The organism is Enterococcus larvae (assembly GCF_017830045.1).
Taxonomy (GTDB): Bacteria; Bacillota; Bacilli; order Lactobacillales; family Enterococcaceae; genus Enterococcus_L; species Enterococcus_L larvae.
In genome coordinates this window covers 145,433-167,392 of the sequence record NZ_JAEDXU010000006.1, presented here as the reverse complement: position 1 = coordinate 167,392, position 21,960 = coordinate 145,433, and the positions used below count along the sequence as shown (strand labels likewise).

The 21,960-nt window shown below is 38.3% G+C and carries 28 protein-coding genes; 8 read left to right on the top strand and 20 right to left on the bottom strand.

The genetic code is table 11. The annotated features are described in order from the left end of the window. Positions 1-26: 26 nt before the first annotated feature. From I6N96_RS12585 to I6N96_RS12540, 10 genes are read right to left on the bottom strand one after another with little or no spacing between them, the layout of a single operon-like run. The gene (locus tag I6N96_RS12585; protein ID WP_209557892.1) at positions 27-275 is read right to left on the bottom strand and encodes a hypothetical protein; all 249 of its coding nucleotides are present in this window, start codon (positions 273-275) and stop codon (positions 27-29) included. A 31-nt stretch (positions 276-306) separates the two neighbouring features. Then, positions 307-516 (bottom strand): hypothetical protein, encoded by a 210-nt coding sequence (locus I6N96_RS12580; RefSeq protein ID WP_209557891.1) that lies wholly within the window; start codon positions 514-516, stop codon positions 307-309. Positions 517-552: 36 nt separating this feature from the next. Beyond that, entirely contained in the window at positions 553-768 is a 216-nt protein-coding gene (locus I6N96_RS12575; RefSeq protein ID WP_209557890.1) for a hypothetical protein, read from the bottom strand. A gap of 32 nt (positions 769-800) precedes the next feature. Then, positions 801-1,019, bottom strand: coding sequence for a hypothetical protein (locus I6N96_RS12570; protein WP_209557889.1), 219 nt, complete (start codon positions 1,017-1,019; stop codon positions 801-803). 43 nt (positions 1,020-1,062) lie between these two features. Beyond that, complete coding sequence (locus I6N96_RS12565; RefSeq protein WP_209557888.1) at positions 1,063-1,506, bottom strand: hypothetical protein; 444 nt, start codon at positions 1,504-1,506, stop codon at positions 1,063-1,065. Positions 1,507-1,564: 58 nt separating this feature from the next. Continuing rightward, a complete protein-coding gene (locus I6N96_RS12560; protein WP_209557887.1) occupies positions 1,565-1,777 on the bottom strand; it encodes a hypothetical protein in 213 nt (70 codons plus the stop codon). A 33-nt stretch (positions 1,778-1,810) separates the two neighbouring features. After that, positions 1,811-2,032 (bottom strand): hypothetical protein, encoded by a 222-nt coding sequence (locus I6N96_RS12555; protein ID WP_209557886.1) that lies wholly within the window; start codon positions 2,030-2,032, stop codon positions 1,811-1,813. 33 nt (positions 2,033-2,065) lie between these two features. Then, positions 2,066-2,290, bottom strand: a complete 225-nt coding sequence (locus I6N96_RS12550; RefSeq protein ID WP_209557885.1) for a hypothetical protein — start codon at positions 2,288-2,290, stop codon at positions 2,066-2,068. After that, positions 2,287-2,448: a hypothetical protein gene (locus I6N96_RS12545; RefSeq protein WP_209557884.1), complete on the bottom strand. Its 162-nt coding sequence runs from the start codon at positions 2,446-2,448 to the stop codon at positions 2,287-2,289. The genes I6N96_RS12550 and I6N96_RS12545 overlap by 4 nt, the downstream gene beginning before the upstream one ends. A 47-nt stretch (positions 2,449-2,495) precedes the next feature. Further along, the gene (locus I6N96_RS12540) at positions 2,496-2,774 is read right to left on the bottom strand and encodes a MerR family transcriptional regulator (protein ID WP_209557883.1); all 279 of its coding nucleotides are present in this window, start codon (positions 2,772-2,774) and stop codon (positions 2,496-2,498) included. Between the two features lie 430 nt (positions 2,775-3,204). Here I6N96_RS12540 and I6N96_RS12530 point away from each other — a divergent pair, with 430 nt between their 5' ends. Further along, positions 3,205-4,035, top strand: a complete 831-nt coding sequence (locus I6N96_RS12530) for a helix-turn-helix domain-containing protein (RefSeq protein ID WP_245186960.1) — start codon at positions 3,205-3,207, stop codon at positions 4,033-4,035. Positions 4,036-4,043: 8 nt separating this feature from the next. Here I6N96_RS12530 and I6N96_RS12525 read toward each other — a convergent pair whose 3' ends face one another. Beyond that, positions 4,044-4,298: a helix-turn-helix transcriptional regulator gene (locus I6N96_RS12525; RefSeq protein ID WP_209557881.1), complete on the bottom strand. Its 255-nt coding sequence runs from the start codon at positions 4,296-4,298 to the stop codon at positions 4,044-4,046. Between the two features lie 212 nt (positions 4,299-4,510). On the opposite strand from I6N96_RS12525, the gene I6N96_RS12520 reads away from it, so the two are divergent. Beyond that, positions 4,511-5,680, top strand: coding sequence for a site-specific integrase (locus I6N96_RS12520; protein ID WP_209557880.1), 1,170 nt, complete (start codon positions 4,511-4,513; stop codon positions 5,678-5,680). 64 nt (positions 5,681-5,744) lie between these two features. On the opposite strand, the gene mnmG is transcribed toward I6N96_RS12520, so the two are convergent. Continuing rightward, positions 5,745-7,652 carry a tRNA uridine-5-carboxymethylaminomethyl(34) synthesis enzyme MnmG gene (mnmG, locus tag I6N96_RS12515; RefSeq protein ID WP_209557879.1) on the bottom strand — a complete coding sequence of 636 codons (1,908 nt, stop codon included), beginning with the start codon at positions 7,650-7,652 and terminating at the stop codon, positions 5,745-5,747. A 19-nt stretch (positions 7,653-7,671) separates the two neighbouring features. Then, positions 7,672-9,069, bottom strand: a complete 1,398-nt coding sequence (gene mnmE / locus I6N96_RS12510; protein WP_209557878.1) for a tRNA uridine-5-carboxymethylaminomethyl(34) synthesis GTPase MnmE — start codon at positions 9,067-9,069, stop codon at positions 7,672-7,674. A 360-nt stretch (positions 9,070-9,429) separates the two neighbouring features. Between mnmE and I6N96_RS12505 the strand changes: the two genes are divergently transcribed. Further along, positions 9,430-9,777: a heavy metal-binding domain-containing protein gene (locus I6N96_RS12505; protein WP_430650154.1), complete on the top strand. Its 348-nt coding sequence runs from the start codon at positions 9,430-9,432 to the stop codon at positions 9,775-9,777. 84 nt (positions 9,778-9,861) lie between these two features. On the opposite strand, the gene I6N96_RS12500 is transcribed toward I6N96_RS12505, so the two are convergent. Then, a complete protein-coding gene (locus I6N96_RS12500) occupies positions 9,862-10,719 on the bottom strand; it encodes a hypothetical protein (RefSeq protein WP_209557877.1) in 858 nt (285 codons plus the stop codon). Between the two features lie 495 nt (positions 10,720-11,214). Here I6N96_RS12500 and I6N96_RS12495 point away from each other — a divergent pair, with 495 nt between their 5' ends. Beyond that, positions 11,215-12,195: a dipeptidase gene (locus I6N96_RS12495; RefSeq protein WP_209557876.1), complete on the top strand. Its 981-nt coding sequence runs from the start codon at positions 11,215-11,217 to the stop codon at positions 12,193-12,195. A gap of 64 nt (positions 12,196-12,259) precedes the next feature. Here I6N96_RS12495 and jag read toward each other — a convergent pair whose 3' ends face one another. The 4 genes from jag to rpmH form a co-directional block, all read right to left on the bottom strand. Next, positions 12,260-13,036 (bottom strand): RNA-binding cell elongation regulator Jag/EloR, encoded by a 777-nt coding sequence (jag, locus tag I6N96_RS12490; RefSeq protein ID WP_209557875.1) that lies wholly within the window; start codon positions 13,034-13,036, stop codon positions 12,260-12,262. Between the two features lie 18 nt (positions 13,037-13,054). Further along, on the bottom strand, positions 13,055-13,885 hold the full coding sequence (locus I6N96_RS12485; RefSeq protein WP_209557874.1) for a YidC/Oxa1 family membrane protein insertase: 831 nt from the start codon (positions 13,883-13,885) through the stop codon (positions 13,055-13,057). A 15-nt stretch (positions 13,886-13,900) separates the two neighbouring features. After that, the gene (gene rnpA / locus I6N96_RS12480) at positions 13,901-14,236 is read right to left on the bottom strand and encodes a ribonuclease P protein component (protein WP_209557989.1); all 336 of its coding nucleotides are present in this window, start codon (positions 14,234-14,236) and stop codon (positions 13,901-13,903) included. Between the two features lie 261 nt (positions 14,237-14,497). After that, positions 14,498-14,632 carry a 50S ribosomal protein L34 gene (gene rpmH, locus I6N96_RS12475; RefSeq protein WP_002356012.1) on the bottom strand — a complete coding sequence of 45 codons (135 nt, stop codon included), beginning with the start codon at positions 14,630-14,632 and terminating at the stop codon, positions 14,498-14,500. Positions 14,633-15,426: 794 nt separating this feature from the next. On the opposite strand from rpmH, the gene dnaA reads away from it, so the two are divergent. After that, positions 15,427-16,767 (top strand): chromosomal replication initiator protein DnaA, encoded by a 1,341-nt coding sequence (gene dnaA / locus I6N96_RS12470; RefSeq protein WP_209557873.1) that lies wholly within the window; start codon positions 15,427-15,429, stop codon positions 16,765-16,767. 291 nt (positions 16,768-17,058) lie between these two features. Next, entirely contained in the window at positions 17,059-18,189 is a 1,131-nt protein-coding gene (dnaN, locus tag I6N96_RS12465) for a DNA polymerase III subunit beta (protein ID WP_209557872.1), read from the top strand. 63 nt (positions 18,190-18,252) lie between these two features. Here dnaN and I6N96_RS12460 read toward each other — a convergent pair whose 3' ends face one another. Beyond that, positions 18,253-19,443, bottom strand: coding sequence for an MFS transporter (locus I6N96_RS12460; RefSeq protein WP_209557871.1), 1,191 nt, complete (start codon positions 19,441-19,443; stop codon positions 18,253-18,255). Between the two features lie 87 nt (positions 19,444-19,530). On the opposite strand from I6N96_RS12460, the gene I6N96_RS12455 reads away from it, so the two are divergent. Then, entirely contained in the window at positions 19,531-20,376 is an 846-nt protein-coding gene (locus I6N96_RS12455; RefSeq protein ID WP_209557870.1) for a helix-turn-helix domain-containing protein, read from the top strand. A 157-nt stretch (positions 20,377-20,533) separates the two neighbouring features. Here I6N96_RS12455 and yeiL read toward each other — a convergent pair whose 3' ends face one another. After that, complete coding sequence (gene yeiL / locus I6N96_RS12450; RefSeq protein WP_209557869.1) at positions 20,534-21,193, bottom strand: transcriptional regulator YeiL; 660 nt, start codon at positions 21,191-21,193, stop codon at positions 20,534-20,536. A 91-nt stretch (positions 21,194-21,284) separates the two neighbouring features. On the opposite strand from yeiL, the gene I6N96_RS12445 reads away from it, so the two are divergent. Continuing rightward, positions 21,285-21,929 carry a YczE/YyaS/YitT family protein gene (locus tag I6N96_RS12445; protein ID WP_209557868.1) on the top strand — a complete coding sequence of 215 codons (645 nt, stop codon included), beginning with the start codon at positions 21,285-21,287 and terminating at the stop codon, positions 21,927-21,929. Positions 21,930-21,960: the final 31 nt, after the last annotated feature.

Genomic DNA, 21,960 nt, shown 5'->3' with positions numbered 1-21,960 from the left:
AATATCAGCCCCCCACTTTTGTTCTGTTATTTTTTTGATTCTTCAATAGTTCTCAACTCTTCTTCTGTAAATTCCTTCACTTCTATTTCGAGCCAGAACTTATCTTTCAGTTTTTTTGCCATCGTTTCAGCTCTTTTTTTTGATTGATATACCTTAATTCGACGTGTATTATAACCGCCTACAAATTCGGTTGATAAAAACTGCTCTCCTTGAAATGTATACTCGCCAATCACAAATCCTTTCAGATTAATCGCCTCGCAATATAACCCATACATACTTATTCATCCTCTCTTGGTGGGGTGGTTGCTACTCTTCATCACTCTTTTCACATAAGGAAGCAAAATACTTTTCTCGATAATCCAAAAGTGCAGGGTATTCAGAATCAGTTGTATCAAGATAATATTCTCCTTTACCTTCCATCATTTCATTCAAAAAAGTAAGCCTACACAAATTGTCAAAAAATTGATATTTATCTAAAACATCGCTTATACTTTTCACTTGAATTAAACTACTCATTTTTTCATCACTCCTCTCACAACGTAGGGTGGTTGCTCAATCTAAACGACTAGCCCTCTTAATATCTGAATGTAACTTGTCCATTTCAAGCCACTTTTCTTCCAGCAATCCTTGATAGAATTCATAGTCTCTTCTCATTCTTGAAATAGATTCTGAATCAGACGGAACTTCTGTAAATTTTGAATGAAAATCATTTTTAAGCCTTTCTACATGTTCAGCAGCATCTTTGTATTCTGCAATTAATTTATTCATCTATATCTCCCTTTCTATCAGTGGAGTGGTTGCTATTCTATATAAATACATGACCCATCAACACTCAATGTGGCGTGATATGCTGTTTTCCCATTAATATCTGCTATAAATTCTTCAACACAGACCTCTCTTTTCTTAAAAGAATACGTTATAATCGTAAGCTGCTTTTCTCTTCTCAATGTTTCGATGCAATAGTTCCAAGCCAAGCCATATCTCGCAAGAATCGCTCTAAATACTTCAATTTCTTCCATTTCTTTCATCCTCTCTTACACAATTAGTTGGGACGGTTGCTATTTATCTATATTCATATTCTTTATATAGATATCTATATTCTTCAAGCCAACATCGAGCAGTCTTTGCAGGTTTGTATCCCAACTCTTTCCATTCCCCTTCATCCCACATATCGAGTTCATGTAAAACAGAAAAATATGTATCAGCGAAATTGTTTTCACTACTCGGATCATAGTTACGGAGGCTATTTATTTTTAATCTACTCAATCTATCCATAGCCTCTATGCAGCGACTATCTTTTGAACTATCTTTAAATTCTTCTCCACTCATTTCGAGTCTCAGCCTCGATTGTTCTTCAAGAATCAACTCCCTGATTTGATCAAACTTTTCCATTTTTGGAGGTAAAACAACCCTTTCAAACACTTCACTCATATTTTGTTCGGTTGGTTTAGTGAATCCTTTTACCTCAACAAATTTGTACGCATAATGCATTAAACTAGTTGGCATTTTTTTCATCCTCTCTTGTGTAGGTCGGTTGTTAATTACCACTACCCATTAAACCTGTTCATTCTTTCGAACAAATAATTTCATGATAACGACCTTCATTTGTGGTGCATGAAAACTTTGACTTAATACACTCATTTCCATGTTTCAAAACATCTTCATTTTTTAACAAGACATGTACTGTACCACGCACCCAATTTCCATTTGAAAAAGTAATATGACATTCGCTTGCTGATCCTAAACGTTTCAGTTTTCTAATCAATAACACTGACATTCGAATCATCCTTTCTCAATGCGATGTGATTTTTTACTCTATATAAATGAACCGCTGATTTGTACTCAACGTAGCATGATAAGCAGTTTTCGCATTAATATCTGCTATAAAAGAAAAACCACTTAAGCCTTCCTCTTCAAAATGGAACGAAGGTACTACGATCTGTTCTTCTTTCAACATCTTTTCTCCGTAATGAATATGGCTCAAACTATATCTCGATAAAATATTTTTCAATCCTTCAATTTCTTCTGACATTCAACCTTTCCTTTCTTTATGCCGGGGCGGACGCTACTTTTCAGATTCGAAGGTTCGTGTCACAAAGCCTTCCTCATCTTCATTTTTATGAAATCCTTTTTTTATTGCCTGTAGAATATAGACTTCTGTTGAATCTTCTGACATTTGAGAATAATGATCACATTCCATATCAAATATTTTTTCAGCTTCATCTAACGAAGAGCATTCATGTGTTTCGCCACCTAAAGTAGAATGGACTAAAAATAAATCAGCATTCATTCTCTTTCTCCTATCAATCGTGATAAAAGGATCATATTGTCAGCAATTTCTTCAACTAGCCACTGAACCTTGTCTTCATCTTCTGCTCTTCTCGCCGATTCCATTGTTACCTTACTTTTCAGATTAATTGCTAAATTATACAATTCTTGTTCTCCCATTTAGTTCATCCCTTCTTTGTTATCTCATTTCACTTGCCCGTGATTGTTTAGTCAATTTGCTGTTCTGTTACCCAATCAGCACATTTATTTTTATTGTAGAATTTTCTTTTTCCTATACATCCAAAAGGCATTCCCAATTTTTCGTATTCCCTTACAGTTGTGGGGCTGATTCTTAGATAGTCAGCAATCTCAACTTGGTTTACAACTTGTCTACCTATACTAGAATCAAACCTTGCTTTTTCAACTTCTTCTGTTATTAAGGAATAAATCATCGATTTAAATTCTTCTGCTTGATTATCTTCCAACAAAACTTTGATTGCCGACATTTTCTAACCTCCTTTTCATATTGCTGTTCTTTGATCTTTTCTATATGTATAACTTAAAGTTGACAAGCTCCCAAAAAAAATATAGTTTTCAGAAACTTGATAGATTGAACACAAGGCTTTAGCCAAATTAATTGGCACATCCGTAGAATCAAGTTCATATTCAGACAGCTTTTGCCTTGTCACAGAAACGTTGTAACCATCGTTCAGAATACTTACAACTTCATTTAAAGTTAACGATCTATTTACACGAACAGCTCTTAAACTTAGTTGTATCATCTCTTTCAACCTCGCTTTCTTTATTTGATAAACCAATAATAATATAACTTTAAGTTATTGTCAATAACTTTGTATAACTTTTTTTATTTTAGATTGTTGAAGAAAATAACTCAATGTTATATAATGGTACAAGAAGTTATACAAGGAGGTTATCATGCAAAATAGGGATAATATAGGAAAACAAATTCAAACATTACGGACAAAAAAAGATTTAACTCAGGAAGAACTGGCTGGGCAACTGAACGTTTCGAAACAAACTATTTCAAATTGGGAAACAGGAACAAAAACTCCTCGCATGGGAGCTATTCAAAAACTTGCTGATTTTTTTAATGTACCAAAGAGTTATATTGTCGATGGAGAGGAAAGAAGCTCGGATAGTCTAACAATGTATAACTTCAAAGACGACGAGAAGGAACTACTCAGAAGATATAGGACGCTTTCTCAAAACTCTAAGGACACTGTTTTAAGATTTGTTATCGACTTAGAATTAAGAGGAACTGAACAAACGCAAGAAAATATCGACTACTTGTCATTGGCTAAAGAACTATCTAGTAGTAACATTATTTCTATTAGAGAACTTGCCATTTACACGGCTCGTAACCTTGAAAATAACGGTAAGGTTAGAGAATCAATCAAGAATTTATTATTTAATTGCAAAGTCTTTGTTGATGATAATAAAACTAACACTGCTGAATTTATCAATGTTAAGCGTAAAATTTACGAGACACTTCTACCGTTAAGCATGTTTTCAGTCGCTTACGAAAATGGCATTTCTACAATTCAGAATTTCGCTAAACATTTCAAACTTTCTGAGGGATTTCTGACTGAAGCACTAAATTATTACGCAGCAATTAAAGGAACTACTTTCGAATACAACAGTAGTTTAAATGATTTCGTTATTGATATAAGTAACATCCCTTTAGAATATGTAGATGAAAAATCTGGAAATGCTGAAATCCTTATTCAAGTAAAAGAAAAAAACTAGACAAATGTCTAGTTTATGCTGAATACATCTTCAACTGTAGATTCCAAGGCAACCGCTAGTAACATCGCAAGCTGCAAACTAGGAATATATTTCCCTGTTTCAATAGCAATAACTGTTTTCCAATATAACCTTATATTCAAATTATATTTATTTTTCGCTAGTAACTCTACCTTTTCAGCAAGACCTTTCTGATCGAGCTGTAGTTGTTCCCTATACTCTTTCACATTATTCCTACTTGAGTAATTTTTCTTTTTATTAAACATAAATATGTACTCCCCCTATTAAAACTATGTAATGACACATGATTTCTATTGTAATCAAACACATGCGTTTTTTAAATAGGGGCATTTATTGTATTAGAAAATATTAATTTATGAACTAACCTTAAGTTCCACTTTCGTTTCTTATAGTAAGATGTAAGCATGTTCATCGTTATCTCATTTCACTTGCCCGTGGTTAGATAAGGAGAATGAACATGGCAACTTTCAAACAATACAAATTAAAAACAGGAGAAAAGAAATGGCTTTTCAAAACCTATCTGGGGATCGATCAATCAACAGGCAAGGACATTAACACAACTCGACGTGGTTTTTCAAGTAAAAAAGAAGCTCAACTTGCTTGCAATAAATTAATTCTCGATTTTGAGAAAAAAAATATCTTAACAGACCAATCTCAAATCAAGACTTTCGCTGCTCTATATGAAATTTGGTTCGATCAGCATAAAAAAGAAATCAAGCTAACCACTCAGCAACGAATAAGAATTTACTTTGATTTACACATCTTACCAGTATTAGGCAATATCAAACTAGCAGATGTCACACCCCTATTTTGTCAAAAAACTATTAACAAGTGGCATGAACAATTTGCGACGTATAAGCAATTACGTATATACACTAGCATGGTTTTCAAATATGCAATTCTCATAGGCGTTATGAATGATAATCCTATGGAGCGTACCATTACACCTAAAAAAAAGAAAAGCAATAAAAAAGAATCTGATAATTTTTATTCAAAAGAAGAACTAAAAGAGTTTTTCTGCTGTTTAGAAAAACTAGAGGACAAAAGAGCTTTTGCATTCTTTAGAATCCTTGCCTTTGCAGGATTGAGAAAAGGCGAGGCAATGGCTTTGCTTTGGAAAGACATTGATCTAACGAACAGGACTATCAACATAGACAAAACGTTAGCAGAACTCCAAAGCGGAACAGCAATCATCCAAGACACAAAAACAGAATCATCCGATAGAGTTATTACGATTGATACAAAAACTTGTTCGATTCTTAGAGAATGGAAAAACCACACCATTCAACAAAAACTTTCTCTAGGAATTAGAGATAAAGATTTTGAAAATAATGTGGTCTTTTGCAACTCTGTTCTAACAAATAAAAATCAGTATCTTTATAAATCGTATGCTAATAATGTAATGAAAAAAGTTGAAAGACATTTTCCTGATATGAAAATAATTAAAGTTCATGATTTTCGAAAAACTAATGCTTCGTTACTTTTTGAGAGCGGCGCAAGCATCAAAGACGTATCACAAAGGCTAGGTCATAAATCTTCAAAAATCACTACTGATATTTACATCATGGTTACTCAAACCAAACAGGATCAGACCGCAGATGAATTCGCTGAGTATATGGCATTTTAAACTGGGTCAAAAACTGGGTCACTCTTTGTTCTGGTGTATATAGAACAAGCTAAAAAGCTTTATTTCAAGGCTTTTCAGATGATACTTTTGCTATTTTTCCTTGTTCGATATACACCATCAAGATACTAATGTCTGCTGGATTTACACCACTGATCCGGCTAGCCTGAGCGATGGTTTCCGGTTGGATTTTCTGCAATTTCTGTCTGGCTTCTGTCGCCAAGCCATTGATTGCTTCATAATCAATGTTTTCAGGAATCCGTTTCGCTTCCATCCGTTTCAATTTATCCACTTTTTCAAGGGCTTTTTTGATGTAGCCTTCATACTTGATTTGGATTTCGACTTGTTCGATTACTTTGTCTTCCAACGCTTCATCAGGCTCAGCAAGAAACTGCTGTACTTCCTGATAAGTCATTTCCGGACGTTTTAGGAAGTCCGCAGCAAGAACGCCATCTTTTAATGGTACAGAGCCTTTTTCAGCTAAGAAAGCCTGCACATTATCTGTTGGTTTTATCCTTATAGTGTTCAGGCGCTTGATTTCTTTTTCTACTGCTTCTTTTTTAGTCAAATACGCCTGATATTGCTCTTCTGTCACCAAGCCAATGTCATGACCTTTTTCCGTTAAGCGCAAATCAGCATTATCATGTCGTAAAATCAAACGGTATTCTGCTCGTGATGTCAATAAACGATACGGCTCGTTCGTCCCCTTCGTCACAAGATCGTCGATCATCACGCCAATATATCCGTCGCTGCGCTTCATTACAAAGGGTTCTCTGCCTTGAACCTTCAACGCAGCATTGATTCCGGCAATCAGCCCTTGACCTGCGGCTTCTTCGTAACCACTCGTTCCATTTGTTTGTCCTGCGGTGAACAGGTTCTCGATAACCTTTGTTTCCAGCGTTGGACGCAGCTGATGTGGAACAACGACATCGTATTCGATGGCATAGCCAGTACGCATCATTTCCACCTTTTCCAAACCGGCAATTGAGTGAAGAATGTCTGTTTGTACGTCTTCCGGTAACGAGGTAGACAATCCTTGTACATACACTTCCTCTGTATTCAATCCTTCAGGCTCTAAAAACAGTTGATGGCGAGGCTTGTCAGAAAAGCGAACGATTTTATCTTCGATCGATGGGCAATATCTGGCGCCTACTCCTTCTACGATCCCTGTGAACATCGGCGCGCGATGCAGATTGTTCTGGATGATTTCATGTGTTCCTTCATTGGTATACGTCAACCAACATGAACGCTGTTCTGTGTTATAGGCACTATCAGGGGTGCTGAAGCTGAAATGATTCGGTACGTCATCACCAGGCTGTTCTTCTGTCACAGAATAATCAATACTGCTTGATTTTACACGCGGTGGTGTGCCTGTTTTGAAACGGTCCATTTCAAGTCCCAGCTCTTTAAGATGATCTGCCAGCCCAATAGACGGCAGTGAGTTGTTAGGACCAGACGAGTATTTCAGCTCACCGATGATAATCTCTCCACGAAGTGCTGTACCAGCAGTAATGATCACTGCGTTACTATGATATCTTGCACCAGTTGATGTCACAACACCTTGGCAAATTCCATCTTCCACAATCAGCTGTTCTACGATACCTTGACGTAGTGTCAGATTTTCTGTCCGCTCGATCGTGTGCTTCATTTCTGATGCATACGCATGTTTGTCCGCTTGCGCACGCAACGCGCGAACTGCAGGACCTTTCCCTGTATTCAGCATCCGCATTTGAATATATGTTTTATCAATATTATGACCCATTTCGCCGCCTAATGCGTCGATTTCTCTTACAACGACACCTTTTGCCGGTCCTCCAACTGAAGGATTACAGGGCATAAATGCGACCATATCTAAATTGATTGTCAAAAGCATGGTTTTACTACCCATACGTGCAGCAGCCAGCGCAGCTTCTGATCCGGCATGTCCTGCTCCAACAACGATGACATCGTACGTTTCTGCATTGAATTGATTCATCTAGTTTGATTCTCCTTCTCTATTTTCCTAAACAGAATTGACTGAACAGCTGTGTGATCAGCTCATCCTGCACACTGTCTCCAACAATCTCACCTAAATAATCCCAACAGCGAGTCATATCGATTTGAACCAGATCAACAGGCATTCCAGACTGAATCCCAAAAATGACCTCATCCAGGGCTATAACAGCTTGATCCAGCAAAGCGATATGACGAGTATTCGACACATAAGTTGCATCTTTTTCGCCTGTTTCTCCACCGAAAAACAGATCAGCAATTTTCAGCTCTAACTGCTCCATACCCGTGCTAGATAAAACAGAAACTGGTAAAATTTCTTCATTTTCTGCCAATTGACGCAGTTCGTCCTTCTCTAATTCAGACGGAAGATCCATTTTGTTCAACAGAATGATCCGCTTCAAGCCCTTTGTTGCTTCAAGTAATTGTCTGTCTTCTTCTGTTAGTGCTTCATTTTGATTCAGCACAAGCAAAATCAAATCAGATTCAGCTAAAGCTTTTCGGCTACGCTCTACACCGATCCGCTCAACAATATCCTCAGTTTCCCGAATACCAGCTGTATCGATCAATTTCAAAGGTACGCCACGAACATTGACATACTCTTCAATCACGTCACGTGTTGTTCCTGCAATATCTGTAACGATCGCTTTTTCTTCCTGAAGCAGATGATTCAGCAGACTTGATTTACCAACATTTGGACGGCCAATGATCGCTGTACTCAAACCTTCACGTAAAATTTTCCCTTGCTTGGCTGTCGTCAGCAGGCTTTCAATCTGAGCTTTGACAAATTCAGCCTTTTCCAACAAAAGCTTGGTTGTCAGTTCTTCAACATCATCATATTCAGGATAATCAATATTTACCTCTACCTGAGCTAACGTTTCCAAAATCTCCTGACGCAAAGAACGGATCAAACCAGATAGATTCCCATCCAACTGATGTAATGCTACCTGCATCGCTTTATCGGTCTTTGCTCGAATCAGATCCATCACGGCCTCCGCCTGAGATAAATCCATCCGCCCATTCAAAAAGGCCCGCTTCGTAAACTCGCCAGGCTCCGCCAAACGTGCGCCCTCTCTCAATAACAGCTGCAGCAGCTGGTTAACAACGACGATCCCGCCATGACAATTGATTTCCACAACATCTTCTCTAGTAAACGTTTTTGGCGCCTTCATCACTGAAATCATCACTTCATCAAGCAACTCTTCGTTTCTTGGGTCAATGATATGACCATAGTGGATTGTATGTGAAGGGACTTCCTTTAGTGATTTCGTTCCAGCACGATAAACCTTATCGGCTATAGCAACAGCATCCTCGCCGCTCAATCGAACAATACTGATGGCTCCTTCTCCCGGAGGCGTGGATATAGCGGCAATCGTATCGAATTCCAGTGTTACTTGCTGCATGTTGTTCTTCCTTTCTCTATGTACAACTTTTCGAGTTTTCCTATTTTAGACTACAAAAAAAGCGCCCACTCCACCCCTTGATTCAGGTGGATTTAGCACTTTGACTGCTTTATTCCGTCTGTTTTTACTGGAAATAGAATAGCATATTTTCTATCGATTGGCAACTTTCTAAAGTACGTTATACTTAGTCCAACAGCATTTCAAAGAAAACAGACGGGTTTACCCACCTTTCTTTTACGCCTCAAAAAAGAGCCCTCCTTGGTCACTGAGAAATATTTTATACCTTTACCTCTTAACTTTGCTTTTCTCCCTCATTATCATTACAATAGGGGTAAGGAAACACCAAAGGAGGAAAAGAATATGCCTTTTTCAAGTAAAAGAGATAGTGAGCGCGAGCGCACGATTATGGAAAACCGATACAACAGCATTACTTTATCTACAGGAAACGTAAACAAGAAATACGTTCTTCGTGATATCATTTTTGCCACTGATCGCGTGGAAATTGATTTATTCGCTGAGGAAACCAATCCAAACGAAGTTTTCCAGAATGTTTGTAAAAAGCTAAAACAGATGGCTTTCGAATATGAAGCAGACGCTGTGATCAACTGCCATTTCGAAGAAAAATTCATCGTAAAAGACAGCAAAAAATACGTAGAGATTTTTGCCTACGGCACAGTCGTTCAATTCACACAAACAACGATTGGTTAATACGAGCTTACAAAACACCACCTGATAAATCCTTTTATGGATGTTGTCAGATGGTGTTTTATTTATCCTATAGAGATCAAAGAATCAATACCACTTGATTTCGTATTCACAGGTTACTCTATGGTGTGCATAACCCATATCTGCATCCTCTGAATCGATTTCAAATTCTGTATCCTTTTCAATCGTCATTGTCAGTGTTTTCGCATCTACTGGAATATCTGTGATATAGAACATATCATCTCTTACCACTATACTCACTGTTGCACCTGTATCAGTTTTGATCCTCAGCTGTGCATTGGGCTGGTTAGAAAAATGAGTAGAGTAGATGATTGGGTTCGCCATAACTAAAGCTTTGTTGCTTCTTGAAACGCCGATCTTACCGCTAGTTATAGCTCTATCGTCTCCCTCATTATCAATGTTGATTCGTTCCATTGTCGGAATAGAATCAAACGCCGATAAGTCTGTCACATTCATGACCATATGGAAATTCTTTAGCTTTGTGAAACCGTCTAAAAAGCTTAAGTCTACTGCATTATCATATGCAAGATCAAGCGATCCAGGACTGTAATGATCGATTACCTCTACACTATCCTTTGCACCACGTAATGGTCTGAAATCAGTGACACCACTACCACCATTTAACATAATTGTCTTTACATTCTTGACATAATCCAATCCTTCAAGAGATTCACTGACTGCTCCTTCATCATGTCCAACCATAAGCAATAAACTTTCATCATGCTCTGTGATCGTTTCAAGTTGTGAAATGGTAGGAAGCTGATTTTCAACCTCATCTGGATGGAGTCCTGCTCCTTGAAGAAGATACTGTCGTACATAAGCATTTGGAATATACACCTTCTGCTCATCTGCACTCGAAATACCTGCCAGACCTAATAACCCAACTGTAACCAACCCAACGCCTAAAATTTTATTAACTTTCACATTGATACCCCTTTCTTTTAATAAGAAAAGTATACCATTTAATAATTTTAGAAACTCATAAAATACAAGTATTATTAATCATTTTCGATATAAATATACTGTTTTACTGAACAAAAAAACACCCGATCCATAAAGAATCGGGCTGGGAGAAGCATCTCTGCTTCAACTACTTTATCATCGTATTTTGGTACGCTGATAAGAATGATTTCGTATAAAATATACGTTGTTTGACAGCATTTGTCAATGTGTTTCGAGAGAATACTGCGAGAATCTCTGATTTATCATCACATTTTTATCATAAAATAATTGGGATTTTTGTACCTATTTTTAATCCTATATAGATGAATCCTGTTAAACAAATAACAACTGCTCCCTATCCCTTTGCTTTATACTTTGGGCAAAGGTCACTTTTCGTGCAATGAAGCTTTAACAGGATTTATGTGGACGAATATCACTGGAAGAGGTACGATAGATAAAAATGCTTGGAGGGGTAGTATGTTCAATACTGTAGATATGCATTGCGATACGATCATGAAAATTTATCAAGACAAACAAGAGGGTATCACTGAAGGACTTAGAAAAAATACCTATCAAATCGATCGAGAAAAGCTGGAAAAAGGCGAATACTTATTGCAAAATTTTGCTTTGTTTATGGATAGTCAAGAAACAGAAGATCCCTACACAACCTGTAAAGAAATGATTGAATGCTTCAATAACGAAATGAAGGAGAACCAAGACTGGCTTCTTCCTGTCACCACTTATAAGGAAATCATAACAAATCAACAAAATAACAAAATCAGTGCTTTACTTACCATGGAAGAAGGAGCACCCATCGAGGGTGACCTCAAAAAGCTAGAAGAGTTCTACCAAGCCGGTGTACGAATGATTACACTGACATGGAACTATCCAAACGAAATCGGCTACCCAAATGCTTCGTTTTTCGATGAAAAACTCCAGCAACTCGCAGTAGACCAACAAGGACTGACGAAACAAGGCATTGCTGTTGTTCAACGGATGGAAGAATTAGGAATGATCATTGACGTTTCTCATGGCTCCGACCAGCTAGTAGAAGATGTTCTAACCTATACAAGTAAGCCTTTCGTTGCCAGCCATTCCAACGCACGAGCAGTCTGCCCTCATTTCCGTAACCTGCCGGATCATCTGATCAAGAAAATCGCTGAACGAGGCGGCGTGATCGGGATGAACTATTGTGATCTATTCATCACTGAAGACGGCAGCGACTCGTTGATCGACGGCTTAGTGAAGCATATTATGCACTTTCGCACCATCGGCGGAATCGACTGTATTGGTTTAGGTTCTGACTTCGATGGCATCCCTGTTACACAAGAACTGGCAGATGCCTCCACTGTTAGCAAACTTTATCAAGCATTAGAGCTTCAAGGTTTTTCCAGCGAAGAGTTGGAAAAAATATTTTCCGGCAATGTTTTAAGATTATACAATGAAATCCTTCATTGAAAAAAGACGGGTACAATAATCAGGATTTTACTGATTATTGTACCCGTCTCTAATATTAATACTCTTAGTAATACTTCTTCACAGGCTCAACTACCAAGTAACGGTAAGGCTCATCACCCTCAGAATGGGTTTTGATATATTCATCCTTACTCAATGTGAAGTGAATCTGTTTTCTTTCAAATGCAGGCATTGGCTCTAAAAATACTGGTTGGCCTGTACGCTTTACTTTCTCAGCTGTACGCTCAGCCAAGCGTTTTAAGATCGCCTGACGCTTTTCACGATAATCGCCTACATTGACAACTACAGACAGCTTGTTTGCCGCTGCACGATGGATGAAGACCTGTGCCAGATACTGCATTGCATTCAGTACCTTACCATGTTTCCCAATCAGGATACCTGGTTTTTCAGTATCTAAATGGAAAATCATGTTATCTGCTGTACGTTCAAGTCTAACTAGTGCCGGAGCATTCAGCTCTTTTGAAATAGTTGTCAGATAAAGTGCTAATTCAGTGATTGCTTCTTCATCTGTCAGCTCCTCCAACGATTTTTCCTGTCCAGCTGTCGAAGTAGAATCAGAAACTACTGCTTGTTTGACAGCTTCCTTCATTCCTATTTCTTCATCCACAGCGACAATATCTTCAATCGTCTCTTCTACAGCTTCTGAAACTTGCTCACTAACAGTTGGCTCAATAGAAACCTGTGCTGCTTTTTTACCAAATCCAAGAAACCCTTTCTTACCTTCGGATAAAATCGTGATTTCTACTGCATCTTTTTTCAGCTGTAATGCACGCAGACCATTGGCTGTTGCTTCCTCGATCGTATTCCCTTCATATACCGGCATATCAAAACCTCCTCTATTTTAGCGTTTTTTCACTCGTTTTTTCTTAGGATTCTTTGCTTTTTCCAAAGCTTTTTCAAGATCTTTCTGTTGTTTCACTTTTTCTGCTCGCTCTGCTCTGATTTTGAATGGATTGTTCAGTAGTAATGTCTGACCTACTGAGAATGCGTTAGAGATCACCCAGTACAGTGACAGACCACTTGCCAGACTCAGACCCATCATAAAGATCATGACCGGCATAACATAGTTCATGATTTTCAATGATGCATTTGATTCCAACTGACTCATACTTGTCAAGTAGCTGCTGGCAAAGGTAAATACCGCTGCTAAAATCGGCAAAATCAGATACGGGTCAGGAGAGGCTAGATTTAGCCATAAGAAGCTTCCTTCTTTCAGCTCCGGAACACGTGAGATAGATTGATACAGTGCCATCATGATCGGCATCTGAACTAACATCGGTAAACATCCTGCATAAGGATTTACGCCATTTTCAGAATATAAACGCTGCTGCTCTTCTTTGAACAGACGCTGCGTCTCAGAATCCTTTGATGAATATTTTTCTTGCAAGGCTTTCATCTGCGGCTGCAGCTCCTGCGTTTTCCGCATACTCTTTGTTTGGAAATGCATCAATGGAAGCAGAATCACCCGAATGACCAATGTGAAGAGAATAATCCCAATCCCGGAATTTCCTCCAACTGACAGAAACTTGATTGCTTCTGCAAAATAATAAACAATATAGCGATCCCAGATCCCTGTACTGCTTTCGCTGATCGGTGCGGTACCACAGGCTGATAAAACAAAAACTAGCATGACCAGACCGGCCATTAATAATAAGCGCTTATACTTTTTCACAAATCTATTCCTCTCTCATTTCAAAATTTTTGCAAGCTTCAGGACATGTTCCAAATTCGTCATAACTTCTTCTGAAGACAGTTCTTCTACACCCTGTCTCGCGATGACGATAAAATCATAAGACGCATCTATTCTGTCCTTCAATGCATAGACAGATGTGCGTATCTTCCGCTTTACAGCATTTCTTGTCACTGCATTCCCGATCTTTTTCCCTACGGAGATCCCAACACGAAAGTGCTTCTGATCCTTTTTCAACACGTAGACAACAAATCGTCGATTCGCGCAGGACTGCTTTTTCAAAAAAACATCTTGAAATTCTTTTTCCTTCTTTACCCTGTAGGATTTTTTCATCTGCATCCCTTGTTTCTCTTCTTTTTACTTACCATACAATGATAGCATATTACCGATTTTTTTTTTAGATTTTCTTCGTTTAAAGAAGCGAAAGATTTTTATTGACTTCAACTGTATATATTATCATTACTGGCAACATTTTTCATCTGTTATTTCATTTTTCAAAGTGAAAAAGAACCCTTTATTATCTCTACATCAACTGTGTTGTATAAGATAATAAAGGGTTCTTTATTTATAAGCGTTATAAAAGTTGATTTGCTATTACGCTGAAATTACTTTTCTGCCTTTACGACGTCTGCTTGCTAACACGCGACGACCGTTTTTAGTACTCATACGTTTACGAAATCCGTGTACTTTTTGACGTTTACGTTTATTTGGCTGATATGTTCTTTTCATTCTGATTCCACCTCCTGGATTGCCATCTATCCATCATTAATATAGACATACTTTGATAGTATAACGAATCCGCCCCCGATTTGTCAATAAATCTTCGCGAATTAATTCCCAATATTTGAGCGAAAGAGGGAGAAAAGTTATCCACATTTTTTTTAAACCCGTGAATATATTGTGGATATCTTATTTATACAATTCGGGTTATTCTGATTTTTCAATTGGTTTTTACACAAAAAAACAGGCTGTGAAAAAGTTTTCCACATCTCTTTTTCTGCCTGTGGATAATCACTTGTTTTCTTTGATTTTACTGGATTTGTTATCCCTATTGTTTTGTGGATAAGTAAATTTCAAGAGAGTTTTCCACGATTCTTTTATCTGCTGGGGATAACTTTTTCCCGTTTTGTTGATTTATTTTCCACAATTCTTAATTGCCTGTGGAAAAAGTCCCGAAAAAATGCTAAAATCTTATTTGCGAATCATCTATATATATCCTGTTACTTTCTGCCGCTCACGAAAAATTGCCTGTCCTGCTTATTAGGTAGGAACAATTTAATCAAATGGCAGGTAAATGAAGGCAAGCTGAAGATCATTCGAGCCTTCCATACCTTCATTTCCGCCAATTCTCAAGGCTTTTAATACCTATGATCACCAGACACAGTCATGTCGTGGTACGATCGGAATTAGAGAGACATATGTTTGCAGCATGAGACAACGGCAGAATCAGCGTCGTTTGTTTAGCAGAATTTATATAGTTATACACAAGACTTTTCATACCCACTTACGAAGGAGGTCTCATAATGACAGATGTGGAAAGTTTCTGGAAAAGTTTAGAAACAGCCTACCAATCCGTTCTGTCGGCACCCAGCTTTGATGCATGGATAAAAACTACCAATCCGCTAAAACTGGAAAACAGTCAGCTTTGGCTTGAAGTTCCCTCTGCAGTTCACAAAGATTACTGGGAAAAAAATCTGGCGGCTAAAATCGTTGAAATCGGTTTTCAGCTGACTGGAACTGAAATCATTCCTCATTTTGTTGTCAGTGGTGATTCTTCCATGATGGCACCTGAATTGGAAGAGCCGAAACCTGAACCAAAAGAATATGCAGATCATGGAAAAAAAGCCTTACTGAATCCCAAGTACTCCTTTGACACCTTTGTCATCGGAAAAGGAAACCAGATGGCCCACGCTGCGGCCTTGGTTGTTGCAGAAGATCCCGGCTCTATTTATAACCCTCTGTTCTTTTATGGAGGAGTTGGTCTTGGGAAAACTCACTTGATGCACGCAATTGGTCATCAGATGCTGCAGAATCAACCACATGCAAAAGTCAAATACGTCAGCAGTGAAACATTCACTAACGAATTCATCAATTCGATCCAAACGAAAAAGTCAGAAGAATTTCGTAACGAATATCGGAATGTTGACCTACTGTTAGTTGATGATATTCAGTTTCTTGCAGAAAAAGAAGCGACACTGGAAGAGTTCTTCCATACATTCAACGATTTGTATAATGAAAACAAGCAAATCGTATTGACCAGTGACCGTCCGCCCAATGACATTCCTAAGCTGCCGGAAAGACTGGTTTCACGCTTTGCCTGGGGACTTTCTGTCGATATCACACCACCTGATTTAGAAACGAGGATCGCGATCCTGCGGAAAAAGGCAGATGCTGAAAGACTTGAAATCCCTGATGATACACTCAGCTACATTGCTGGGCAAATCGATTCTAATATCAGAGAACTCGAAGGGGCTTTAGTTCGCGTACAGGCCTTTGCTACAATCAACGGACAGGATATCACAACTAGCTTAGCTGCCGATGCACTGAAATCACTCAAGGCTGCCGGTAGTAAAAACGACCTGTCTATCCTTCAGATACAAGAGGAAGTAGCGAAGTACTATCACATTCATTTGAAGGATCTAAAGGGGAAGAAGCGAGTCAAATCTATTGTGGTACCGAGACAAATATCCATGTTTCTTTCACGGGAAATGACAGATAGCTCCTTACCAAAAATAGGTGCAGAATTTGGCGGTAAGGATCACACAACAGTGATTCATGCCCATGAAAAAATCCAACAGCTGATGGAAAAAGACCCAACGATCCAAAAAGAAGTCAATGAAATCAAAAATCTGCTGAATCCTTGATTGTGGAAAACTTTCGATAATCATTAAAAGTTATCCACATATTATCCACAGGGGAAAACTCTTGATTTTATCGTGTCTTTTTACTTTTCCACAGAATTAACAGGACCTACTACTTTTATTATCTTTTAATATATAATATAAGAGTAACTATATAAATCTGATTAAAGATTCTATGCTTAAATAATGACCGTGGCAGACAACATGGACAAGAGACGATTGTTTCTTTAATATGATTTATATATGCTATATTTTGATAGCTATTATTCTAAATAAGAAGGAGTGTCGCTAACGATGAAATTAACGATCAAACGTAGTATTTTCCTACAGGAGCTGCAAACAGTTCAAAGAGCTATTTCTTCAAAAACGACAATCCCTATTCTAACAGGGGTAAAAATCGTACTGACAGAAGAAGGATTATCATTAACAGGTAGCAATGCTGATATTTCTATAGAAAGCTTTTTAAGCGTAGAAGATGAAAAAGCACAAATGACGATTGAAAAAACAGGGAGTATTGTACTGCAGGCACGTTTCTTTGGAGAAATCATTCGTAAATTGCCTGAAGAAACAGTGACCTTGGAAGTTCTGGAAAATAACCAAGTAGCAATCACTTCCGGAAAAGCTGATTTTACAGTGAATGGATTGGATGCAGAAAATTATCCACACCTTCCAGTAATTGATGCGAAAAATCAAATTCAGCTGCCGGTTCATCTGTTGACAAAAATCATCAACGAAACCAGCTTTGCTGTTTCTTTACATGAAAGTCGTCCCATCCTTACTGGGGTACACTTTGTTTTAGAAAATCAAAAGCTTTTAGCTGTAGCAACAGATTCTCACAGACTGAGTCAACGAATCATTCCAATCGAACAAGCTGTGGAAAACTTTAATATCGTTATTCCAGGAAAAAGTCTATTGGAATTGTCACGCTCCTTTACGGATGAAGAAGAAATGGTTGAGATCAGTATCATGGAAAATCAAGTACTGTTCAAAACGAAATCTATGTACTTCTACTCCAGACTGTTGGAAGGGAACTACCCTGATACAAATCGTCTGATTCCTACAAGCTTCAACACAGAAGTAGATATCTATGTACCGGAATTTCTATCAGCGATTGAACGGGCATCCCTGCTGTCTCACGAAGGGCGTAATAACATCGTTCGTCTGGCGATCACTTCTGAGTCTGTATTCCTTTATGGTAATTCTCCGGAAGTCGGAAAAGTCGAAGAATCACTGAGCTATGAAAAAGTGTCAGGTGATCCTTTGGAGATATCCTTCAATCCGGATTATATGAAAGCGGCATTACGAGCATTTGGTGATACATCGATCACGATGAAATTCATTTCTCCAATTCGTCCGTTCACATTAGAGCCGACAGGAGCAGATCTTGATTTCATTCAGCTGATCACACCTGTACGAACAAACTAATTTAATGAATAAAAGTGAATCGACCATCAATGATTGTAATCCAATCATTGATGGTCGATTATTCTAATGTTGATTTATTCGAATGTTCTTCCCATAAAGCCACAGGAACAGCTGTCCAACCAACGTGATCAGGCTGAGAATAATAAAAATTTCCTTGAAGCCTCCTGAAGGAGACGCCTCGATCAATAATCCACCAACAATCGGCCCAATAGTATTTCCGATACGAACCGTTTCAGATAGACCGAAGTAAAGACCTTTATTCTCCTCAGTAGAAAACGAATCGACTGAATAATCAAAGTTGCTGCCCAATAATACTTCTCCTAAGCTAAATGAAAGAACCATTACTAGGAAATATCCCCAATTGCTGCTTTGAGGTGTCAGCAGTAAACTAAAACTGAACAGGACATTGCTCAGCATCAGGAGCTTCAATGGAGGAAAACGCTGAGTCACACGCAGAACCGGAAATTGTAAAATCAAGATCAATAGAGCATTCATGGAAAGCATGAGGCTATATTTACTGTTTCCGCCAACGCCAAACTCTTTAGACGTGAAAAATAAGGAAACTGTAGATTGAGATTGGGCATAAGCAAAATAAGAAAAAGCGATTCCTAATAAGAAGCATAGGAACAACAGTAAGTTTTTCCTATCTGTTGCTGATGAAGCGGCAGTATTTATAGGCGGTGTCTTTTCAGCTGGAGGACAATCTTTAAAAAAGCATCGATTGAGAAGAGCAGATACAAGGTAGGTCCCTCCCAGTAATACATACATATGAGCAGTAGAAGTTTTTGGAAATAGAAGCTGCAGCAACGGGCCAAGAAAAGCACCAACAGCTAAACAGGTGTATCTGAGATTGAATACCAGTTTTCTATTGTTCAGTGTGGAATTAAAAGATAATACTTTTTTGACGGTCGATTCATACGTCACATAGCAAATCCCATTTAGACCATTCAATAGCAGGAAGACCGGAAATGTGGACGCCGCAGCAAACGAAAGAAAGATCAGCCCCCAGAAGAAAGGAACGATGTAGAGGGTTTTGCTGCGACTGATTTTATCGGTCAGTCGACCGCCTAATGGACCGAAAATTACTGTACATAATGGGTTGATCCCTATGATCAAGCTGAGCTCTGTTGCTGAAAAATGAAACCTGTTGGATAAGTAAATCATTAGAAAAGGAACACTCATGAACATAGTGATGCGTGTAGCAATTGTTTCTGAAAGTAGTAAAGCGATTTGTTTATTTCTTGTGTCTATCATACTCACCTCTTTTTTTCTTATGGTATCATTGAGAAAAAAAGAACTGATTTTTTGTGAGTGTACTCACTTTTCGGAAGGGGGATGGCGATGAAGCATTACGGTGAAACGATCAAGGAGCTGAGAGTATCGAGAAATTTGAGCCAGCAGGAGCTGTGCAAAGGGATCATGAGTCGCTCAAATCTCTCACGTTTTGAAAATCAGGAATATGTTGCCGGATTTGATAAGGTCATTCAATTATTGGACAGTCTTGGTGTGGAAATGGATGAATTCTTATATATCACTAATGACTATCAAATCAGCGGTTACGAAAAGTATTACAGTCAGCTGATTTATGCTGAAAATAGAAGAAACAGTGTAGAATTGACTCAGACAGCAGCAGCAATCAAGCTAGCCGCTGAGAAACATCCAACGAGGCGTTTTTATGAGCTGTACTTACTTTCTCAAATGGCATTATTAGAAAGCAATCTATCTTCTGAGCTGACGATCGATCAGATTTCTTCTCAGATGAGGCCAGTATTGCTTGATACAGAAAACTGGCTGTTCGCTGATTTTAGACGCTTGAATAACTTTCTGAGAATCTTTAATGTGGAAGAAGCGATTTTTTTATATGGACGAGCAGTAAAGGAATTTGAAAAATATGAAGAATTTCCCAGAGAAAATAATATTCGTATCTATTTAGCCTTGAATTTGGGACAGCTGCTGGTGGAGCATGGTCAAGGGGAGAAAGCGGCGTTTTATTATGAAGAGGCCAAGGACTATGCAGGAAGAAAGAATAAGTTGTTTCAAAAGCTGACAATCGAAGCAGCACTGGAAAAAGTGACACAGACTCAGATAGACCACCAATATGTCAAAGGCTTCTCAGAGCTTTTAACTGTTTTAGATGAGATGGGGTATGAAGATACGGTATCTGCGCTGAAAAACTATCATAACTAACGGTTTGTAGGATGGCGTCAACGTATGAAATTAAAAAGGATCAGACCTCCTTGCTTGGCAGCATGTGGTTCGATCCTTTTTTATTAAGTAAATTAAGTAAGAAGAGGGATGCAGCTGCGATGCTAAAGTCGATAAATAATAGTAGAGCATCAAAAAGTTATCGAATCTCTGCCAACAGCTGCTGTATTTTTTTCGAATCGATCAGATAGTGAGTCCCTTGTTTTTCGATCAAGCCGGCATTTCTAAAGTTTTTGAGTGTATAAAGCAGATGCCTGTAGCTGACGCCGAGGTATTCAGCGATTTCTGTATGTTTTTCCTTATAACTATTGTCAACGGAAACAGTCAATAGAAGCTCAGCCAGCCGATATTTTAGTTCAAAGGTCTGGTTAGTTGTAAAATGCTCCATTCGTGCCAACAGCTTTTCCCCGATATAACAGCTTAGTTTTTTTACAAAGGCAAGATCATTCATTAGTTCTTCCGCTGCATAGGTCATAGGAAGTGCCAGACAAATAGTTTTGCCAATTGAAACAACATCTTTTGTTAAGCTTTCTGCACCGACAAGCGTCAGCTCGCCAATAAAATCCTGCTCCCCAAGAAATTGAAGGATCATTCGTTTGCCATTCGTCTGATTTTTCAGGATTTTTGCTTTTCCATCGAGGATATAGAAGAGATGATTCAGTTTTTCCGTTTCCTTATGGATGAACTCGTTGCCGTTGAATTCAATGATCCAGCTTTGAGCTAAAATCTCACGTGTAAAAAAACTATCAGGAGCAACCAAATTTTTTTGAGTAGAAACAGGATAGGCTGTTTTTTTCATGAAACTCCTCCTTATATATGAGATATCTCATACTGTGTTTTACCTATTCTAGCATATACTTGCTGTAATAAAGGTTTAAGGAGTGTTGAAAATGACTGCTAAAAAAATTTTATGGTCTCTATTTTTCTACCTTATCAGTGCATTTGGTATTAGTCTGACAATCAAAGCAGCAGTTGGGGTAAGCAGCTTCAATTCATTGAATGTGGCTCTTTCAGAAGTTGTTGGTCTAAAAGTAGGGACGATCACTACCATGATCAATCTGAGCTTTTTGCTCATATGCTGGCTGTTGGATAAGAAGCGGAATTGGAAAGGCTACCTGCTGATGCTGTCTGCACTGCTTTGCTTTGGAACAGTGATCAACCTCATCCTGTACAATGCTCTAGCTCATGTGTCGATCACCAGCTATTTTTTAAGAATCCTGCTGTTTATTGTGGGAACATCGATTGCCGGTTTTGGTACAGGACAAGTTTTAGTGCTGAATTATCTGAAGTTCCCAATTGAGAATTTTTGTGTTCTGCTTTCTGAGCGAACGGATAAAAGTTTCAAATTTTATCGGTATTCTATTGATGTCGTCAGTGTTTTTCTGTCGTTGTCTCTGTCAGCAGTCTTTCACTTACCGATTGTTGTTCGGGAAGGTACTCTTATCAGCCTGTTCCTTCTATCAAGTGTGATCGCCTGGTCAAGAAGAATCGAGATCATTCCGCAAGAATCAAAGGAAACGGCATTGAATGAGTAATTATCTGCAAGAAATTCACTGAAAAATCGAT

Excerpts from the sequence above, each read along its gene's own strand:
- I6N96_RS12585 (WP_209557892.1), bottom strand. The coding sequence starts at position 275 with ATGTATGGGTTATATTGCGAGGCGATTAATCTGAAAGGATTTGTGATT.
- I6N96_RS12580 (WP_209557891.1), bottom strand. The coding sequence starts at position 516 with ATGAGTAGTTTAATTCAAGTGAAAAGTATAAGCGATGTTTTAGATAAA.
- I6N96_RS12575 (WP_209557890.1), bottom strand. The coding sequence starts at position 768 with ATGAATAAATTAATTGCAGAATACAAAGATGCTGCTGAACATGTAGAA.
- I6N96_RS12570 (WP_209557889.1), bottom strand. The coding sequence starts at position 1,019 with ATGGAAGAAATTGAAGTATTTAGAGCGATTCTTGCGAGATATGGCTTG.
- I6N96_RS12565 (WP_209557888.1), bottom strand. The coding sequence starts at position 1,506 with ATGCCAACTAGTTTAATGCATTATGCGTACAAATTTGTTGAGGTAAAA.
- I6N96_RS12560 (WP_209557887.1), bottom strand. The coding sequence starts at position 1,777 with ATGTCAGTGTTATTGATTAGAAAACTGAAACGTTTAGGATCAGCAAGC.
- I6N96_RS12555 (WP_209557886.1), bottom strand. The coding sequence starts at position 2,032 with ATGTCAGAAGAAATTGAAGGATTGAAAAATATTTTATCGAGATATAGT.
- I6N96_RS12550 (WP_209557885.1), bottom strand. The coding sequence starts at position 2,290 with ATGAATGCTGATTTATTTTTAGTCCATTCTACTTTAGGTGGCGAAACA.
- I6N96_RS12545 (WP_209557884.1), bottom strand. The coding sequence starts at position 2,448 with ATGGGAGAACAAGAATTGTATAATTTAGCAATTAATCTGAAAAGTAAG.
- I6N96_RS12540 (WP_209557883.1), bottom strand. The coding sequence starts at position 2,774 with ATGTCGGCAATCAAAGTTTTGTTGGAAGATAATCAAGCAGAAGAATTT.
- I6N96_RS12530 (WP_245186960.1), top strand. The coding sequence starts at position 3,205 with ATGCAAAATAGGGATAATATAGGAAAACAAATTCAAACATTACGGACA.
- I6N96_RS12525 (WP_209557881.1), bottom strand. The coding sequence starts at position 4,298 with ATGTTTAATAAAAAGAAAAATTACTCAAGTAGGAATAATGTGAAAGAG.
- I6N96_RS12520 (WP_209557880.1), top strand. The coding sequence starts at position 4,511 with ATGGCAACTTTCAAACAATACAAATTAAAAACAGGAGAAAAGAAATGG.
- mnmG (WP_209557879.1), bottom strand. The coding sequence starts at position 7,652 with ATGAATCAATTCAATGCAGAAACGTACGATGTCATCGTTGTTGGAGCA.
- mnmE (WP_209557878.1), bottom strand. The coding sequence starts at position 9,069 with ATGCAGCAAGTAACACTGGAATTCGATACGATTGCCGCTATATCCACG.
- I6N96_RS12505 (WP_430650154.1), top strand. The coding sequence starts at position 9,430 with ATGCCTTTTTCAAGTAAAAGAGATAGTGAGCGCGAGCGCACGATTATG.
- I6N96_RS12495 (WP_209557876.1), top strand. The coding sequence starts at position 11,215 with ATGTTCAATACTGTAGATATGCATTGCGATACGATCATGAAAATTTAT.
- jag (WP_209557875.1), bottom strand. The coding sequence starts at position 13,036 with ATGCCGGTATATGAAGGGAATACGATCGAGGAAGCAACAGCCAATGGT.
- rnpA (WP_209557989.1), bottom strand. The coding sequence starts at position 14,236 with ATGAAAAAATCCTACAGGGTAAAGAAGGAAAAAGAATTTCAAGATGTT.
- rpmH (WP_002356012.1), bottom strand. The coding sequence starts at position 14,632 with ATGAAAAGAACATATCAGCCAAATAAACGTAAACGTCAAAAAGTACAC.
- dnaA (WP_209557873.1), top strand. The coding sequence starts at position 15,427 with ATGACAGATGTGGAAAGTTTCTGGAAAAGTTTAGAAACAGCCTACCAA.
- dnaN (WP_209557872.1), top strand. The coding sequence starts at position 17,059 with ATGAAATTAACGATCAAACGTAGTATTTTCCTACAGGAGCTGCAAACA.
- I6N96_RS12460 (WP_209557871.1), bottom strand. The coding sequence starts at position 19,443 with ATGATAGACACAAGAAATAAACAAATCGCTTTACTACTTTCAGAAACA.
- I6N96_RS12455 (WP_209557870.1), top strand. The coding sequence starts at position 19,531 with ATGAAGCATTACGGTGAAACGATCAAGGAGCTGAGAGTATCGAGAAAT.
- yeiL (WP_209557869.1), bottom strand. The coding sequence starts at position 21,193 with ATGAAAAAAACAGCCTATCCTGTTTCTACTCAAAAAAATTTGGTTGCT.
- I6N96_RS12445 (WP_209557868.1), top strand. The coding sequence starts at position 21,285 with ATGACTGCTAAAAAAATTTTATGGTCTCTATTTTTCTACCTTATCAGT.